21 protein-coding genes are annotated in these 15,607 nt (G+C 39.0%); 9 read left to right on the top strand and 12 right to left on the bottom strand.

The features are described from left to right. Window positions 1-196 precede the first annotated feature (196 nt). The 6 genes from C4F40_RS10530 to rpmB form a co-directional block, all read right to left on the bottom strand. Complete coding sequence (locus C4F40_RS10530) at window positions 197-871, bottom strand: hypothetical protein (RefSeq protein ID WP_196939368.1); 675 nt, start codon at window positions 869-871, stop codon at window positions 197-199. Window positions 872-971: 100 nt separating this feature from the next. Continuing rightward, the gene (gene rimO, locus C4F40_RS10535; protein ID WP_196939369.1) at window positions 972-2,306 is read right to left on the bottom strand and encodes a 30S ribosomal protein S12 methylthiotransferase RimO; all 1,335 of its coding nucleotides are present in this window, start codon (window positions 2,304-2,306) and stop codon (window positions 972-974) included. Between the two features lie 137 nt (window positions 2,307-2,443). Then, window positions 2,444-3,406 (bottom strand): signal recognition particle-docking protein FtsY, encoded by a 963-nt coding sequence (ftsY, locus tag C4F40_RS10540; protein ID WP_196939370.1) that lies wholly within the window; start codon window positions 3,404-3,406, stop codon window positions 2,444-2,446. A 170-nt stretch (window positions 3,407-3,576) separates the two neighbouring features. Continuing rightward, entirely contained in the window at window positions 3,577-3,738 is a 162-nt protein-coding gene (locus C4F40_RS10545) for a DUF4295 domain-containing protein (protein WP_196939371.1), read from the bottom strand. A gap of 45 nt (window positions 3,739-3,783) precedes the next feature. After that, entirely contained in the window at window positions 3,784-3,966 is a 183-nt protein-coding gene (gene rpmG, locus C4F40_RS10550; protein ID WP_002998409.1) for a 50S ribosomal protein L33, read from the bottom strand. 70 nt (window positions 3,967-4,036) lie between these two features. Then, a complete protein-coding gene (gene rpmB / locus C4F40_RS10555; RefSeq protein ID WP_136818622.1) occupies window positions 4,037-4,270 on the bottom strand; it encodes a 50S ribosomal protein L28 in 234 nt (77 codons plus the stop codon). A gap of 214 nt (window positions 4,271-4,484) precedes the next feature. Here rpmB and C4F40_RS10560 point away from each other — a divergent pair, with 214 nt between their 5' ends. The 3 genes from C4F40_RS10560 to C4F40_RS10570 all read left to right on the top strand — a co-directional run bounded on the left by C4F40_RS10560 (window position 4,485) and on the right by C4F40_RS10570 (window position 6,145). Next, a complete protein-coding gene (locus C4F40_RS10560; RefSeq protein ID WP_196939372.1) occupies window positions 4,485-4,703 on the top strand; it encodes a signal peptidase in 219 nt (72 codons plus the stop codon). Between the two features lie 3 nt (window positions 4,704-4,706). After that, complete coding sequence (recO, locus tag C4F40_RS10565; protein ID WP_196939373.1) at window positions 4,707-5,429, top strand: DNA repair protein RecO; 723 nt, start codon at window positions 4,707-4,709, stop codon at window positions 5,427-5,429. 218 nt (window positions 5,430-5,647) lie between these two features. Then, the gene (locus tag C4F40_RS10570; RefSeq protein WP_196939374.1) at window positions 5,648-6,145 is read left to right on the top strand and encodes a DUF805 domain-containing protein; all 498 of its coding nucleotides are present in this window, start codon (window positions 5,648-5,650) and stop codon (window positions 6,143-6,145) included. 78 nt (window positions 6,146-6,223) lie between these two features. Here C4F40_RS10570 and C4F40_RS10575 read toward each other — a convergent pair whose 3' ends face one another. Further along, complete coding sequence (locus tag C4F40_RS10575) at window positions 6,224-6,415, bottom strand: cold-shock protein (RefSeq protein ID WP_136818626.1); 192 nt, start codon at window positions 6,413-6,415, stop codon at window positions 6,224-6,226. A gap of 159 nt (window positions 6,416-6,574) precedes the next feature. On the opposite strand from C4F40_RS10575, the gene C4F40_RS10580 reads away from it, so the two are divergent. The 6 genes from C4F40_RS10580 to gcvT all read left to right on the top strand — a co-directional run bounded on the left by C4F40_RS10580 (window position 6,575) and on the right by gcvT (window position 11,006). After that, the gene (locus tag C4F40_RS10580; RefSeq protein WP_196939375.1) at window positions 6,575-7,294 is read left to right on the top strand and encodes an SIMPL domain-containing protein; all 720 of its coding nucleotides are present in this window, start codon (window positions 6,575-6,577) and stop codon (window positions 7,292-7,294) included. Between the two features lie 2 nt (window positions 7,295-7,296). Then, complete coding sequence (locus tag C4F40_RS10585) at window positions 7,297-7,785, top strand: DUF4112 domain-containing protein (RefSeq protein WP_196939376.1); 489 nt, start codon at window positions 7,297-7,299, stop codon at window positions 7,783-7,785. A gap of 49 nt (window positions 7,786-7,834) precedes the next feature. Beyond that, window positions 7,835-8,203 (top strand): hypothetical protein, encoded by a 369-nt coding sequence (locus tag C4F40_RS10590; protein WP_196939377.1) that lies wholly within the window; start codon window positions 7,835-7,837, stop codon window positions 8,201-8,203. Beyond that, window positions 8,203-8,883, top strand: a complete 681-nt coding sequence (locus C4F40_RS10595) for a pseudouridine synthase (RefSeq protein WP_196939378.1) — start codon at window positions 8,203-8,205, stop codon at window positions 8,881-8,883. Before C4F40_RS10590 ends, C4F40_RS10595 begins: the two co-directional genes overlap by 1 nt. A 13-nt stretch (window positions 8,884-8,896) precedes the next feature. Next, window positions 8,897-9,730, top strand: a complete 834-nt coding sequence (locus C4F40_RS10600; protein WP_196939379.1) for a DUF6929 family protein — start codon at window positions 8,897-8,899, stop codon at window positions 9,728-9,730. Window positions 9,731-9,926: 196 nt separating this feature from the next. Continuing rightward, entirely contained in the window at window positions 9,927-11,006 is a 1,080-nt protein-coding gene (gene gcvT, locus C4F40_RS10605) for a glycine cleavage system aminomethyltransferase GcvT (RefSeq protein WP_196939380.1), read from the top strand. A 21-nt stretch (window positions 11,007-11,027) separates the two neighbouring features. Here gcvT and C4F40_RS10610 read toward each other — a convergent pair whose 3' ends face one another. From C4F40_RS10610 to C4F40_RS10630, 5 genes are all read right to left on the bottom strand, one after another. Beyond that, window positions 11,028-11,270, bottom strand: coding sequence for a DUF6358 family protein (locus C4F40_RS10610; RefSeq protein ID WP_196939381.1), 243 nt, complete (start codon window positions 11,268-11,270; stop codon window positions 11,028-11,030). A gap of 377 nt (window positions 11,271-11,647) precedes the next feature. Further along, window positions 11,648-13,063, bottom strand: coding sequence for a Glu/Leu/Phe/Val family dehydrogenase (locus C4F40_RS10615; RefSeq protein ID WP_196939382.1), 1,416 nt, complete (start codon window positions 13,061-13,063; stop codon window positions 11,648-11,650). A gap of 251 nt (window positions 13,064-13,314) precedes the next feature. After that, window positions 13,315-13,629, bottom strand: a complete 315-nt coding sequence (locus C4F40_RS10620; protein ID WP_196939383.1) for a rhodanese-like domain-containing protein — start codon at window positions 13,627-13,629, stop codon at window positions 13,315-13,317. A 176-nt stretch (window positions 13,630-13,805) separates the two neighbouring features. Next, window positions 13,806-14,369, bottom strand: coding sequence for a hypothetical protein (locus C4F40_RS10625; protein ID WP_196939384.1), 564 nt, complete (start codon window positions 14,367-14,369; stop codon window positions 13,806-13,808). 2 nt (window positions 14,370-14,371) lie between these two features. Next, window positions 14,372-15,562 carry a M20 metallopeptidase family protein gene (locus C4F40_RS10630; protein ID WP_196939385.1) on the bottom strand — a complete coding sequence of 397 codons (1,191 nt, stop codon included), beginning with the start codon at window positions 15,560-15,562 and terminating at the stop codon, window positions 14,372-14,374. Window positions 15,563-15,607: the final 45 nt, after the last annotated feature.

A 15,607-nucleotide genomic window follows, 5' to 3' on the forward strand; every position in this document is an offset into this window, starting at 1 on the left:
GCTTAGCATTCACGATGTCCATTTTTAATGGCATACATGTGCGCTAAGCGGCCTTATCGTTCTCTCCTCAGCCTTTGAAATTTATCGATAGAGGAAATGTATATTCTTTCGATACACAAAATACAGATTTTTCTAAAAAGGTAGGTCTATACAACGAATTATATCATTTATTTGACAATTGCAATCATAGATTAGCTTATTTTGAAGCTTGAACAATCGTGTTAAACCCATATTCTTCCTTAGCAGGATCATATAAGATATTCACCGTAAACTTCTTATTCATCTCGATTTCAATCTCTTGTGTGCCGACCGTGGTATTCGAATTACTCTTGTGATATAATTTTAGCTCTACCTTTTTCGACTCGGAAGGAACATAGGTGAAGGCGTTTACTTCAATATTACGTATCAACGAATCGCCCATTATATCTACTTTATAATCTGATGGATTAGCCCCGATAAGATTCCAGCGTATTAACTGCAGGACATTAAATTTGTTATCTTCATAAGGCGCATCAACCGTAAGCTGTACGCTGTCCTTATCAAATACCATTAGGGTATAATACTGATGTTCGCTAATACGAACGGTGTCTTCATGATCTCCTATAGAAAATGTACGAAGTCCCGCTTGAATGTCTTCATATGCGGCTGGCTGATCTGACGATCCTGCAATAGTGATTCCCTCGCTCGTGCCAAACAGTCCATCGATATACAGCTGACTGGGCAAGGACGCTTGTTTAGATACATCAATAACTGAAAGAGACGCTATATCCTCAACCGGATCAATAATTACTTCCGGTTCAACATGACTCGGGCCACACGCTACTAATAACGAACCCAACACAAGGCTTAGGAAGGATAAATTCTTTGTCATAATGATCGTAATGAGATGGTTAAAATAATCTATAACAAACTTAGCGAACTTCCTGTCTTTTTACAAATGTTTTATTCTGGTTTTTATTACTTTAAGCTAGCTATTTTACAACCGTACCATACAAATCAAAGTCCTCGGCCCGATGAATATTCACCTGCACGAAATCACCAATACGAGCGTAAGTTCCCTTCGTTTCGATGAGGACCTCGTTATCAACTTCCGGAGAGTCGTATTCGGTACGTCCCACAAAATAATCCCCATCCACTTTGTCGATTAAAACCTTGAACGTTTTCCCTATTTTTTCTTGGTTGATCTCATAAGAAATACCTTGCTGTACTTCCATAATCGCTTCCACACGTTCTTGCTTCACCTCTTCCGGAACATCATCCGCTAACGTATGCGCATGTGTTTTTTCTTCGTGCGAATACGTGAAACAACCCAAGCGATCGAAACGCGTTTCTTCGACCCACTCCAACATTTCCTGAAAATCTTGTTCCGTCTCTCCTGGATATCCACAGATCAGTGTTGTACGTAAAGCGATATCCGGAACTTTATCCCGAATTTTGTCAACAAGATCAATTTGCTTTTGCTTACTTGTACCACGACGCATCGAAGTCAACATACTATCGCTAATGTGTTGCAATGGCATGTCTAAGTAGTTACAAATATTACTTCTTTCGTTCATAGCATCCAAGATATCCATCGGAAATCCGGAAGGATAGGCATACTGCAAACGAATCCATTCGATTCCATCTACATCAGAAAGGTGCCGCATTAAATCGGAAAGATTACGCTTTCCATAGATATCCAATCCATAGTACGTTAAATCCTGTGCAATTAGAATAAGTTCCTTCGTACCATTTGAAGCCAAGAACTTCGCCTCTTTTACGAGATCATCGATTGATTTAGAAACGTGTTTCCCCCGCATAAGCGGGATAGCGCAAAATGAACACGGACGATTACAGCCTTCCGCAATTTTGAAATACGAAAAGTGAGAGGGTGTAGTCAACAGGCGCTCACCTAATAGTTCATGTCGGTAATCCGCACCTATACTGGATAATAAATCCGGAAGATCATTCGTTCCAAAATAAGCGTCTACGTTTGGAATTTCAGATTGTAATTCGGGCTTATATCGCTCAGACAAACAACCCGTTACAATTACTTTATTTATTTTACCTTGATCTTTAAGTTCGGAATACTGCAGAATGGTATCTATTGATTCCTGCTTTGCATTGTCGATAAACCCACAGGTGTTAATTACGACAATATCATTTGCTTGGATATTCGTCGATTCGTGAACCACTTCGATTTGATTGCCCTTCAATTGTCCCATCAACACCTCACTATCGTGTATATTTTTCGAACATCCTAATGTTACGACATTCACACGAGGTTTACTCACCGGTTGGGCAACCTTTGCATATTTTGTTCTCATATTATTCTATTATTGTGTAGTGAGATATGCGTATTGAGCTATTATACACACTACCAAAAAACGAAAATCTTCCCGCGAAATCACCGAAAGAACGTTCCTATCTCAAAAAGCGCTTTGACTTCTTTGTTAATATAATTTTACTTAAATAGTGAATCCACAAAATCCTTCTTGTTAAATAATTGCAAATCGCCAATTTTCTCACCTACTCCAATATATTTAACCGGAATTTTGAATTGATCGGAAATGCCAATTACCACACCACCCTTCGCTGTACCGTCTAATTTTGTCAACGCCAGAGCGTTGACATCCGTGGCTTGTGTAAATTGCGTACATTGTTCTATTGCGTTCTGACCGGTAGAGGCATCCAGCACCAGCAAAATTTCATGGGGAGCTCCTGGTACAACCTTTTGCATTACTGTTTTGATTTTACCAAGCTCATTCATTAAACCCACTTTATTATGCAAACGGCCTGCTGTATCGATAATAGCGACATCGTCGCCATTGGCTAGGGCAGATTGTACCGTGTCGAATGCCACCGAAGCCGGATCCGAACCCATGGCTTGAGCCACTACTCGTACGCCTACCCGTTCGCCCCAAAGTTGGATTTGGTCTACCGCAGCGGCTCTAAATGTATCTGCCGCTCCTAATACTACACTATTTCCTGCTAATTTAAGCTGATGTGCTAATTTACCTATAGTGGTCGTTTTACCGACCCCATTGACACCCACCACCATAATAACATACGGTTTATGGTTCCCATATTCGAAGTGTTCAAAATCCGCGCTGTTATTTTCTGCCAACAGATCTTGTATTTCCTCTTTAAGAAGCCCATTCAGTTCATCAGTACTTACATATTTGTCGCGGGCTACACGCTGTTGAATACGCTCTACAATTTTCAACGTAGTCGTAACCCCCACATCCGAAGTGACCAATACCTCCTCAAGATTGTCGAGTACATCATCATCCACTGTCGATTTACCAACAACAGCTTTTGTAATCTTGGATAAAAAACCTTCTTTAGTCTTTTCCAATCCGCGATCTAAGGCCTCTTGTGCTTCAGGAGTTTCCTGTTTTTTCTTAAAAAAATCAAATAATCCCATTCGTAAAATGTAAAAAGTCATCCCCCTTGCACCATAGCCAAAACACAAAATCCTGTATTCCCCTTCGGGGTTAGGGGAATCAAACATACTAAAAAAGCCCTTCTGGTGCAATACCAAAACGGCTTTTCGTGTTTTTAAAGAAAAACTTTAAAAAAAGGAATATCGTCTGCTTATTTAGATCCCGCAGCGACAACATCTTTTACGTTGTCATTGTGTACCATACTTTCTTTGAAAGTATACGCTCCAGTTTTTGCAGATTTAGTAGTAATGATAACTTTTGTGTATTCTTTACCGCCACCTTTTTGTAACGATGCAACTGCTTTCTTTGCCATGGTATAATATTTTAAATCAATGGTACTAGACCATCAATAACGTGATTACTTAATTTCTTTGTGAACAGTGACTTTTCTTAAAACAGGGTTAAATTTTTTCAACTCTAAACGCTCTGTAGTATTCTTTTTATTTTTTGTTGTGATGTAACGCGACATCCCTGGAAGACCACTTTCTTTGTGCTCAGTACATTCTAAGATTACTTGTACTCTATTTCCTTTTTTAGCCATTATTTTACTTTATTAAAATCCCGAAGGACTAATGTTCATGAATATTTTTAATTTAACAGGCGATTATCTATTAAACGTATCCTTTTTTGATAAACTTATTGATAACCGAAGTAATCCCGTTCTTGTTAATTGTTTTAATAGCAGATGTAGACACTTTTAAAGTTATCCAACGATCTTCTTCAGGAATATAAAAACGCTTAGTTTGCAAATTCGGGTAGAATTTACGTTTAGTCTTAACGTTCGAATGAGATACGTTATTTCCTGTTAATGCCGTTTTGCCTGTTAGATCACAAATTCTTGACATGATATTTATTTTTAATGTTTGTCTATTTACACAAATTATCCCTTTGCACTCTCTGCAAAGAGTTTGCAAATATCTAAATTTTTTTTGTGATATACAACAGTAAAATAAGAATTATTTGAAATAATAATTCAATAATCGGCTCTTCTCGCAAATGTATATCTTTTATAATATTATATTTGTCTACAGAAGGCAAAATAGTTTTCAACAATTCACAATGAACAAATATCTACTACGTGGAATTCTTCTTTTATCAACCGGTATCGCGGCTTCATATGGCGGCAATATCCTTATGGAAAACGAAAATAACATCTACAAAATTATTATGCCGCTTGGTGTGATTCTATTCGGAATGGGATTTCTCCTTATCATGTATAGTTTTTTCCGCAAAATGGACCGCCGCGCTATTTTACAAAGAAGGAGAGAAAAGGAGTAAATTATGCTTCAGAAGACCAAAGGAATTGCCCTCAAAGTCACCAACTATTCGGAAAACAGTGTAGTAGCCCAGATATTTACAGAAGACTTGGGCCTACAGTCTTATTTGATTAATGGCGCCAGAAAACCCAAAGCCAAGATCCACATCAACATCCTTCAACCACTTCATCTGCTAGAGCTGGTAGTCTATCACAAAGACAATAATGCCCTGCAGCGAATCAAAGAGGCACAACAGTACCCTACATTACATAAAATACCGTTAAATATTGTAAAAAGCTCATTAGCCCTTTTTCTTAATGAGGTATTATATAAAGTATTGAAACACCAACAGCCTGATCCGCAACTATTCCACTTCATACAGCAATCTATATTGTGGCTCGATGAAACGGAAAGCCCTTTAGCCAATTTCCATCTCAGTTTTTTAATGAAACTCAGCAAGTTTCTCGGCTTTTTGCCTACCGTAAACCAAGATCAGAAACCATTTTTTGATTTGATGGACGGGGTGTTTACCCATTCACTCCCCCCGCATCAACATGTATTACAGGAACCGCATACAACGATATTCCACAATATACTCACGGCTAGCTATGAGGCATCTCATCACTTTCAAATGAAACATGCAGATAGGATTTATTTACTGCAAAAAATAACAGATTTTTACCGTCTGCACACCGAAAACTTTGGAGAAGTTAATTCGCTGTATATTTTAGAAGAAATATTTCATTAGGTTTCTGCTAGAGTTCGTCACTTCTAAAAATCATCAAAATAGAACAAAACAATTTTCAAGCCGCCGCGTTGTAGTATACGTAGTTTTATTTGACCTTCTTTTTTGAAAGTCATTATTAATACTGCTTTAAACAAACCCTGTTATTCGAAAGTATATTTGTCTTTTTACAAATGATTTTCGATATTTAATATCAATTTTAAATTTAAATTATCACAATTATGGAATGGTACTTAAAAGTAGTCCGCGACAACTACGCTAATTTTAATGGTCGTGCCCGCCGTAAAGAATACTGGATGTTTACGCTAGTAAACTTTATCATTGGTAGTGTTATCCTAAGGACAATAGATCAGCTCTTTGGTCTCTCGATTGGCGGCGAAGGCCTTCCTTGGTACAGCCAGAATGGGATTTTAAGTTCCATCTATGCGCTCGCCGTACTTATTCCGGGCATCGCAGTAGGTATACGACGCCTTCACGACACGGGAAGGTCTGGCTGGAATCTACTTTGGGCTTTAACGTGTATCGGGGTAATTTATGTGCTGTACCTATTCATATTAGAAGGCGATCACGGAAACAATGAATACGGAGCAGATCCCAAAGCGGACGAAAATCAAGACCCCTTTGCCGGACAACGTGAGGCATATCAGGATCCCAATAAACCATACACCAACCCACCACCTGCTCCCAATAATCCCCTCGACAACAATACACAGATCTAAAAGAACGAGATAAACGTAAAAAAGCCCCTATTCAAGTTTTGAATAGGGGCTTTTCACAATAAATATATATAGAATCTGTTAGATAACTTTTACATTTACCGCGTTAAGACCTTTGCGGCCTTGATCCACATCGTAAGACACGTTGTCGTTCTCACGAATTTTGTCGATTAATCCTGACACGTGAACGAAAATCTCGCTCTCTCCAGAATTTGGAATGATGAAACCGAAACCTTTGGTTTCATTAAAGAATTTTACTACTCCTTCTTGCATTGTATTAAGGTATTATTTTTTCTAAAGGTATTAATTTTTTTGAAAAGATGTAATTTTTTTGAAAACAACTTTAAACGCTGACAATTGTTTTGTGTCTATCGAATACATAAAACGATAAAGTTTTTGAAGTACTTTTACATATATTTAGATTATATACACATGAAAAAATTATTAGGTCTCCTTATTTTGATCGGCGCAACGACAATGGCTCAAGCACAAACAGGAAATGTAGAAAACAGTCGTAAGGTAGCGACCAAAGGCTTCGCTGAACGCGAAGTAACTCCAGACATCATTTATCTTTCCATTAATCTGAAAGAATTTTACATCGACGGAAACACCAAGAAAAAAGTTCTCATAGAAACTTTGGAGAAGCAGCTATACGATGCTGCCATAGCAAATGGCGTGAAAAAAGAGGACTTTACCATTCAGAATGTATATAGCTACAACCATAATGTGAAGAAAAAAGGCAACGAGTTGTTGCAGGCACGCCAATATCGCCTCAAAATAGCTGACCTCAATAATTTAGACGTGATATTAGACAAAGTCGATCCTTTTGGAATCGAAAGTACATCCATAAGTGGATACGATCACTCTCAGAAAAAGGAAATTGAAAAGGAATTGAAAACAGAAGCCGTAAAGGATGCTCGTCGCAATGCAGAAATATTAGCAGAAGCGGATCAGCAGGGAGTAGGAAAGGCGTTGGTCATCAACGATAACAGCAGCATGAACTTCAATGACCTAATTCCGCAACCTCGCGTCATGTCTTATGCAAAAGCTGCCGACGCGTCTGTGATGGAGTCAAGTGGAAACGGTCTTAATATCGACATCCGTCCGATCAAACTGACCTGTTATATAGACGTGGTATTTGAGCTTAAATAAAAATGGATCATGGGATACAATCTCCTGAAGACAAACGTCTCCAGGACTTCCAATGGGTGAAACGTACATCTAAATGGATGGATAGCAAGTTTAGTATTGGAAAATTCCGCTTCGGATTGGATCCAATATTAAATTTCATTCCGTTAGGTGGCCAAGTCGCATCATTCGGAATTTCATTAATGCTTGTCGTTGTGATGTATCGCAATGGAGTAGGATCCAAGGTCGCGGTAAAAATGCTTCTAAATGTCATAATGGACGCGACACTAGGTTCAATCCCATTAATCGGAAATATATTTGACTTCTTTAACAAAGCCAATCAAAAAAACATTAACCTTTTAAAGGAACATTATTTCGAAGGCAAACATCAAGGCTCAGCCAAAGGGTTATTGATGTCCATCTTTTTCATATTACTCCTATTTTGCGGTGTTATCTTCTATTTAATGTGGCTTTTAGCAGATTGGCTTTTTAGTTTCATAGGGAGTTTATTTTAACATAAAATATTAGTGCGTAGTTGAAAAAATTATGCACTATTTTTGCACTATGTCTAAAACAAGAATATTTGCTTTAATTATTATCGCCATTATGCTTATTGCAATTGTGACGAATCCCAGGGAAGAGGAAATTTACATCGCCGTAAAAGGAAAAGCAACCTCTTTAGTGGAAAAACAACTCAATTACGAACACCAAGATGCATTAAAGCTCGGCATGACATTGTTTGGCAACCGCATTGCTGACGAGTTTGTAGAGAATAATGTACAGATAAAAAACTATTATTTATTTTCCCTGGTAAGTCTCAAATGGCAGGGCGAAGAAACTCCAATAGGGGGAGGGGCTTTTAAAAAAATATGGTTTAGTCCAAAAATTGATGAAAAAGCAGGAGAGATCGTTGACATTCTCAAAACGCTGTAATGTTAGAGATTCTTTACGAAGACGAAAATCTCATAGCGATCAATAAACCTCACGGTCTATTGGTACACAGATCTTCCATCGCCGCAGATACATCGGTATTTGCACTACAACTCCTTCGCGATCAAATTGGCAAAACAGTTTACCCAGCTCATCGCCTCGATAGAAAGACCGCCGGTGTCCTATTATTTTCGTTAAATAAAGAAACAGACCAGCTGATTCAACCATTATTCAGCGATAAAGCGATAGAAAAAAAATACATCGCAATACTAAGAGGCTTCTGTGCCCAAGAGGGCACAATAGACTACCCTTTAGCCAAAGAAAATGGAGTGGTACAAGAAGCCATAACGCATTTTAAAAAGCTGGCTCAAGCTGAAATTGGTATTCCATCTGGAAAATTTCCAACTTCACGTTATTCTGCCGTGGAAGCCTGTCCCGAAACCGGGCGAATGCATCAATTAAGACGACATTTCGCCCACATTCTTCACCCGATAATCGGCGACAGGCCACATGGATGTAATAAACAGAATAAACTTTGGAAAGAGATGTTTCAAATGGACACCATGATGCTACATGCCAAATCACTTGATTTTATCCACCCCCGTACCCAAGAAAATATACATATCGAAGCCCCTCTTCAACCCGAATTTCGTCGTGTACTTGATATACTCGCTATAACCTAATTCCTCATAAATCATGTTTAGCAATTTCATCATCGAAATATTTTTAACCATTTCAGGCGTAGGCGCAGCATCCGGCTTACACTACGAAAATAACAACATCTTTCTGATAGCCGACAACAGTAATTATCTCTATACCTATCTCATCGCAGAAAAACGTCTACAAAAGCGCCTACTCTACGACCGCAACGGCCATACCGAACGCGTACCCAAAGCGCGTAAATTGGATCTCGAATCTATTTTTAAGTATAACGATACATTCTACATATTTGGATCTGCCTCTACAAAAAATAGAAATCATCTTTTTAAACTCCGCATTCGCAACACAGACCCCGTAATCCATCAACCATGGACGGATACGTTTAACACCGTGAAGGAATCATTGTCTATAGCAGACGAAGACCTCAATATCGAAGGTTCTTTTATTTACCAGAACCATTATTATCTATTCAATAGGGGAAATGGCCCTGCCGGAAAGAATGGCATTATCCAGGTAGATTTGAACCTTAAAGATTCTGCGCAGTTCTTTCCAGTTGTTCTCCCTCGTTTCGAAAAAGGAACTGCCGGCTTCACGGATGCTATACGTGTTGACAACAGCATTTACTTTTTGGCAGCGATAGAAGGGACTGAATCAACCTATGAAGATGGAGAAAAAGGAGGAAGTCTATTGGGCAAAATAGATCTTGAAACCAAACAAGTTCAAGATTTAACAATGATATCGACGACGCATAAATTCGAAGGGATCACCTTAATGGAAGAAGACGAGCGTAAATTGGTTTTTTTGCTCTGCGAAGATCCGGATGATGAAAGCCTTGAAACGACGATCTACAAACTCACCGTACAAAAGTAATCGATTGCGCAAAATTAGTAATACCGCAAAAAGATCATGTTTATTGTTGTTTAAATAACTATTTTTGGAAAAAAACATAACTTATATAAACGAAATGAAACTTCATGTACTCGATAAGTCATTAAATACCTGGTAAGAAATGACCTTTTGATTGTCCATGTGTTTCATGGTGCCCTAAAATATAACTATAAAACAAATGAAAAACACTGCTTTAACAGACCTACATATATCATTAGGTGCTAAAATGGTTCCATTCGCGGGGTTTAATATGCCCGTGCAATATTCCGGTATTAATGATGAGCACGAGACAGTACGGACTGCTGTCGGCGTTTTTGATGTAAGTCATATGGGCGAATTTATATTAAAAGGAGAAAAGGCTTTGGATCTGATCCAAAAGATATCTTCTAATGATGCCGCCAAGCTTTACGATGGCAAAGTGCAATACGGGTATATTCCAAATGAAGATGGTGGTATTGTAGATGACTTTTTGACGTACCGCATCAACGAGACGACATATTTATTGGTAGTCAATGCTTCAAATATTGAAAAAGACTGGAACTGGATCAGTAAATACAACACCGAAGGTGTCGATATGAAAGATATCTCTGACAAAACTTCGCTATTGGCAATTCAAGGCCCTAAAGCAGCCGACGCTTTGCAATCGTTAACAGATATCGATCTAGCTCCAATGGAATATTACTCCTTCCAAAAAGGAAAGTTCGCTGGGGTAGACAATGTAATTGTATCGGCTACAGGCTACACCGGGGCTGGAGGTTTCGAAATCTATGTTGCCAATGAAGACGCAGAGAAAGTATGGAATGCTATCTTTGAAGCAGGTGCACCTTATGGAATCAAACCGATAGGGTTGGGTGCACGCGACACGTTACGTCTGGAAATGGGATTCTGTCTATATGGTAATGATATTGATGACAACACTTCACCTTTCGCCGCAGGCTTAGGTTGGGTGACGAAATTCACAAAAGACTTTGTAAATTCTGCTAATCTTAAAGCAGAAAAAGAAAGCGGAGTTGTTCAAAAATTAGTTGGACTTGAAATGATAGAAAGAGGCATCCCACGTCACGATTATGAAATCGTAGATGCGGAAGGCGTCTCGATTGGACGTGTAACTTCGGGAACACAGTCTCCTTCATTGAAAAAATCTATTGGTCTTGGTTATGTCAATACAGCCTTCGCAAAAGAAGGTACCGAAATTTACATCAATATCCGTAATCAAAAAGTGAAAGCAGTAATCAAAAAACCTCCTTTTGTAAAATAATCCCAAAAAATAAAAAACGGGTTAAAATTTAACCCGTTTTTTATTTTTCTTTTCTTTAATCAAAGGAGGTCTCCGCAACTCCGGTTTAACTTGGCTTCGAACGTATTTTAAGAGCACCATTTTCAGGTAAATCAGTACCACACCAATAGCTATAGCCAATCCCACAATCAGCATATTACCGCTCTGATAACCCGCAATTCCACTCATAATCAGAAAAACAATTCCTAAATTGAGCAGTACATTTAATATAATTTGCTTTTTCATTTCTTTACCCCTTTTTGTCGTATGATTCTTTCTCTGAGAAAATAAAAATAAGCGATCCCGCCGATAATATTTAAAAAGATAATAAACAAGATTAACATGAATCGTTCGGAAGCATCAATATACGGAGAAAGCATAATTTCTCGAAGTACCAGAAAAACCCATATAAGCGAAATTAGTAATGAAATACTAACTATAAACGGTGCAAAAGACACCTTCAGGATCAATAATAGAATCCCTATTATATAAAACACCAAACTAAATAAGAACGCCTGCTTAGTTTGATGAAATAGATTCATGAGTTTCATGCTACAAAGATACATGAAGTTTTGCAGACGGAGTATCCAGACAATAGACCTGTTTTATTTTTCTGCCCTTTGCTACGGAAATATGCCCAATTCTTCGTAAGAAACACCAATTTTATTAATCGCACAAATAAACGCAGCGGTACGCATATCATCCACATTCGGTGTATTGACATAGATTTCTCTTATTTCTTGATAAGACCCCATCATCGTGTCTTCAAGCCCCGAGTGAACAAGATCAATTTCATCCGGCCCCTTAAGGATAATCTTACGTTCGACATCAGACACCTTCTTATTCGTCATGTTCTCCACAGAGTTGATAATTTCGGCATACCTATTTTCACTAAATCGCTTTTCAAGCCGCCCATAGCGCACGTGGCTCAGGTTCTTTAACCATTCAAAATAAGAAACAGTTACCCCGCCAGCATTCAAGTACATATCTGGAATAATAAGCACGCCCTTTGCAAGCAAAATCTCATCTGCATCTGGAGTCAAAGGGCCATTTGCGGCTTCACCGATGATTTTCGCTTGAATACGAGCGGCATTTTCTTTATGAATTACTGATTCAAGAGCTGCAGGAATAAGAATATCGCACACCTGTTCTAGACCTTCGGAAGCATTTTCTATATTTTTAGCATTGGGATAATTCAACAGCGAGCCGCTCTTGGCACGGTGCGCTTGCGCCAAATCTACATCTATTCCATTGGCATCGTATATAGCTCCATTGTATTCGATCAACCCCACAATAATAGCTCCGGCATTCTGAAAATATTTAGCGGCATGATAGCCCACATTTCCTAATCCCTGCACAATAACTCTCTTACCTTTTACACCCGTACTCAAGCCCAGTTTTACCATATCTTCTTCGTAAGAACACGCCTCTCGAATACCAAAGAACACACCGAGACCTGTTGCTTCTACACGCCCCCTAACACCGCCCTGCGAAATAGGCTTACCCGTAACGCAGGCCATAGCATTTACATCATTGGGATTTAAAGAGGAATATGTGTCTACTATCCAACTCATTTCCCGGCCACTTGTACCATAATCAGGAGCAGGAACATCAATTCCTGGCCCAATAAAATTCTTTTTGCACAACTCCGAAGTATAGCGACGGGTAATTTTTTCTAAATCAAATACACTATATTTTTTTGAATCTATTTTTATCCCGCCTTTTCCTCCGCCAAAAGGTACATTCACAATGGCACACTTATACGTCATCAGCGCGGCCAAGGCCATTACTTCATCCTGGTTTACTTCCATACTGAAACGGATCCCACCTTTACAGGGTAATTTGTGGTGTGAGTGCTGCACACGATAAGCTTCTATTACTTCCACACTGTCGCCGATGCGGACGGGAAATTTGACACGCAATATAGAATTGCACGCCTTGATCTGCTCCAATATCCCGGCTGAAAATCGCGTAAATTTAGCAGCCTTATCAAAGCTTCGCTCTACTCCTTTGAAAAAACTATATTCACTTGTAGACATAAAATGGTTTGTTTATTCTGTTTATAATTTTCGATAAAATTACCAAAAAATCAATAGATAAATCTTTAAAAATCAGCGAAAAACAAACTTTTAGCAACTTTACAGCAATGGCGCCGTATTATTAAAAAATAATAAATAAAGACCGGAATTGGTTAGGATCTTGTTAGGTTTTCTACATTAAATCAACAAAAAATAAAAAGGGAATATAGTATAACTTTATTCCCTTTTTACCCGTATTAATATCGGTTCAATTAATACACGTCCATGTCGGGGTCAATCTCTTCTTTCCAAGCTAAAATGCCACCTTTTAAATTTGATAGATTCGTGTAGCCTTCTTGTTCCAATAACATCACTGCCTGAGCGCTTCGTTTACCTGAACGGCACTGGACGATAACGGGAATATCTTTAGAAATTTTCTCAGCCTCGATCACAACGCCGGATAGCGGAATATTAAGACCATTTAAATGAGATACTTCATATTCAAAAGATTCACGAACATCGATTAACTGAAACTCTTCGTTTCGATCCATCATTGACTTCAATTCTTGAACAGTAACTTCTTTCATAGTTTTCTATTTTAATCAAACTTAGATAAAATGCTTTGAATTCGCAAACCGAACGGAGTGAGCTCATTCATGCCGTTGAAGATCAACACGAATGAATAACTTAGCGTAGCGGTCTCAATCATGCCACCCCAATAGGAGCTAAAGATCTGGTAGATCACGCCTTCGAATAGTATGCTTTAGATTTCCTCCCCTATACAAACAAATTCAGTTGTATTAAAGGCCAGATGAATAAATCCATCTTGCTCCGTCATAAACGTATTTCTCGCGACCTTCTTAACACCGACTAGCGATTTTAACAGATCTTCCCTCACAAAGAGCTGCTCTCCTTTCTGCTTCCATTTTTCGTATTTCCCTTCTATAAAAACATATCTTTTGCCAGCGATAAATAGCACGATGTTTATCTCCTTACAAAAGGAGAAAACCGTATCCGGAATTTCGTCACAAATTATATTAACAGCTTTGTAGTTGTTATCGATCAAATACTGTATGGCATCAGCAATAAATCCCCGTTGTACGGGGATTTTTTTTATCTGTTCCTGCACATACAAATTGCCCTGATTCGTAACAACAATGTCTACCTTGATATCATCTGCCAAAAAGAAATCAATCGTGTAGTCGTTTGTAAAGACGGTAGGGTTCCATTCCAGCAACTGACCAATGTATTCCGCGTCCAAATCCGCTACCGATTCCACAATTAGTGCCGGTTCCTGATTTTCTCTTACTATGTGATGAGACGACATACCTATGCGCCTAGTTGACGAAGGGCTATATACGACATTAAACCAATACTCAGCTCCAATGCGCTTTCATCGACATCAAAAGTGGGCGTATGAACCGCCGATGTAATTCCTTTCGCTACATTCCCGGTGCCCAAACGGTAGAAACAGGCGTTTGTTTCCTGCGAATAATACGCAAAATCTTCTGCTGCCGGCCATAAATCTAGTTCAACAACGTTTTCGTGTCCTAAAAATTCCTGAGCAAAACTTCTGGATTGCGCTGTTAGCTCCGGTTCATTTATTAAAAATGGATAGCCTTTTCGTACTTCTATGGAACAGCTTGCTCCCATGCTATCTGCTATTCCCAACGCCATTTTTTTGATTTTTTCATGTGCTTCGCCGCGCCACTTCTCGTCGAAAGTTCGGAATGTGCCTTCTAAATAAACTTCATCCGGAATAATATTCGTGGCACCATTACCCACTATTTTACCCCAAGATAACACAGTAGGGATACGTGGATCGGCACTACGGCTAACAACCTGTTGAAGGGCCGTAATAATCTGTGCCGTAATAGCAATGGGATCAATATTTTCATGTGGTTGTGCTCCATGCCCACCTTTTCCGTGTACCGTCATGAAAAGTTCATCACAGGAAGCCATATATTTTCCAGCGCGAAAACCAACCTTACCTGCTTCAATCAAAGGCATTACATGTTGACCTATAATCGCCTGCGGTTCGGGGTCTTTCAGCACCCCTTCTTTAATCATGATAGAAGCTCCCCCAGGAAGACGTTCTTCGCCCGGTTGGAATATAAGCTTTACCGTACCGCCAAACTTAGATTTAAGACGAAATAAAATTTTTGCCACACCTAATAGAGAAGAGGTGTGTACGTCGTGTCCACAAGCGTGCATGACACCAACATTCTGTGAACCGTATTCCCGCCCTTCTGCCTCTGTAATAGGCAACGCATCCATATCAGCACGCAACGCGATAACACGATCGGAAGGCATTTCACCAGTTATCAGACCTACAACGCCTGTATTAGCCATAGACTGATAAGGGATCCCTATTTCATCTAATCTCGCTTTTACAAAGTTAGCCGTATTAAATTCTTGAAACGAAAGTTCAGGATTTTGATGGAGATGACGTCTCGTAGCAACTGTTTCTCTAAACAGTTCCCGCGATATAGATTTGATGGTATCCTTTAAATCGGACATAATGTAGATTTTTTTCTTAAACCTTCATCTCGCCTTAGGCGATGA

Source organism: Sphingobacterium pedocola, assembly GCF_015209965.1.
Taxonomy (GTDB): domain Bacteria; phylum Bacteroidota; class Bacteroidia; order Sphingobacteriales; family Sphingobacteriaceae; genus Sphingobacterium; species Sphingobacterium pedocola.

What these genes read in the sequence shown, in the direction of transcription:
- rpmB (WP_136818622.1), bottom strand. Translation starts at nt 4,270, where the DNA reads ATGTCAAGAATTTGTGATCTAACAGGCAAAACGGCATTAACAGGAAAT.
- C4F40_RS10625 (WP_196939384.1), bottom strand. Translation starts at nt 14,369, where the DNA reads ATGTCGTCTCATCACATAGTAAGAGAAAATCAGGAACCGGCACTAATT.
- C4F40_RS10595 (WP_196939378.1), top strand. Translation starts at nt 8,203, where the DNA reads ATGTTAGAGATTCTTTACGAAGACGAAAATCTCATAGCGATCAATAAA.
- C4F40_RS10545 (WP_196939371.1), bottom strand. Translation starts at nt 3,738, where the DNA reads ATGGCAAAGAAAGCAGTTGCATCGTTACAAAAAGGTGGCGGTAAAGAA.
- recO (WP_196939373.1), top strand. Translation starts at nt 4,707, where the DNA reads ATGCTTCAGAAGACCAAAGGAATTGCCCTCAAAGTCACCAACTATTCG.
- C4F40_RS10585 (WP_196939376.1), top strand. Translation starts at nt 7,297, where the DNA reads ATGGATCATGGGATACAATCTCCTGAAGACAAACGTCTCCAGGACTTC.
- C4F40_RS10630 (WP_196939385.1), bottom strand. Translation starts at nt 15,562, where the DNA reads ATGTCCGATTTAAAGGATACCATCAAATCTATATCGCGGGAACTGTTT.
- C4F40_RS10570 (WP_196939374.1), top strand. Translation starts at nt 5,648, where the DNA reads ATGGAATGGTACTTAAAAGTAGTCCGCGACAACTACGCTAATTTTAAT.
- rpmG (WP_002998409.1), bottom strand. Translation starts at nt 3,966, where the DNA reads ATGGCTAAAAAAGGAAATAGAGTACAAGTAATCTTAGAATGTACTGAG.
- C4F40_RS10580 (WP_196939375.1), top strand. Translation starts at nt 6,575, where the DNA reads ATGAAAAAATTATTAGGTCTCCTTATTTTGATCGGCGCAACGACAATG.
- C4F40_RS10620 (WP_196939383.1), bottom strand. Translation starts at nt 13,629, where the DNA reads ATGAAAGAAGTTACTGTTCAAGAATTGAAGTCAATGATGGATCGAAAC.
- C4F40_RS10610 (WP_196939381.1), bottom strand. Translation starts at nt 11,270, where the DNA reads ATGAAAAAGCAAATTATATTAAATGTACTGCTCAATTTAGGAATTGTT.
- ftsY (WP_196939370.1), bottom strand. Translation starts at nt 3,406, where the DNA reads ATGGGATTATTTGATTTTTTTAAGAAAAAACAGGAAACTCCTGAAGCA.
- C4F40_RS10530 (WP_196939368.1), bottom strand. Translation starts at nt 871, where the DNA reads ATGACAAAGAATTTATCCTTCCTAAGCCTTGTGTTGGGTTCGTTATTA.
- C4F40_RS10560 (WP_196939372.1), top strand. Translation starts at nt 4,485, where the DNA reads ATGAACAAATATCTACTACGTGGAATTCTTCTTTTATCAACCGGTATC.
- C4F40_RS10600 (WP_196939379.1), top strand. Translation starts at nt 8,897, where the DNA reads ATGTTTAGCAATTTCATCATCGAAATATTTTTAACCATTTCAGGCGTA.
- gcvT (WP_196939380.1), top strand. Translation starts at nt 9,927, where the DNA reads ATGAAAAACACTGCTTTAACAGACCTACATATATCATTAGGTGCTAAA.
- C4F40_RS10575 (WP_136818626.1), bottom strand. Translation starts at nt 6,415, where the DNA reads ATGCAAGAAGGAGTAGTAAAATTCTTTAATGAAACCAAAGGTTTCGGT.
- rimO (WP_196939369.1), bottom strand. Translation starts at nt 2,306, where the DNA reads ATGAGAACAAAATATGCAAAGGTTGCCCAACCGGTGAGTAAACCTCGT.
- C4F40_RS10615 (WP_196939382.1), bottom strand. Translation starts at nt 13,063, where the DNA reads ATGTCTACAAGTGAATATAGTTTTTTCAAAGGAGTAGAGCGAAGCTTT.
- C4F40_RS10590 (WP_196939377.1), top strand. Translation starts at nt 7,835, where the DNA reads ATGTCTAAAACAAGAATATTTGCTTTAATTATTATCGCCATTATGCTT.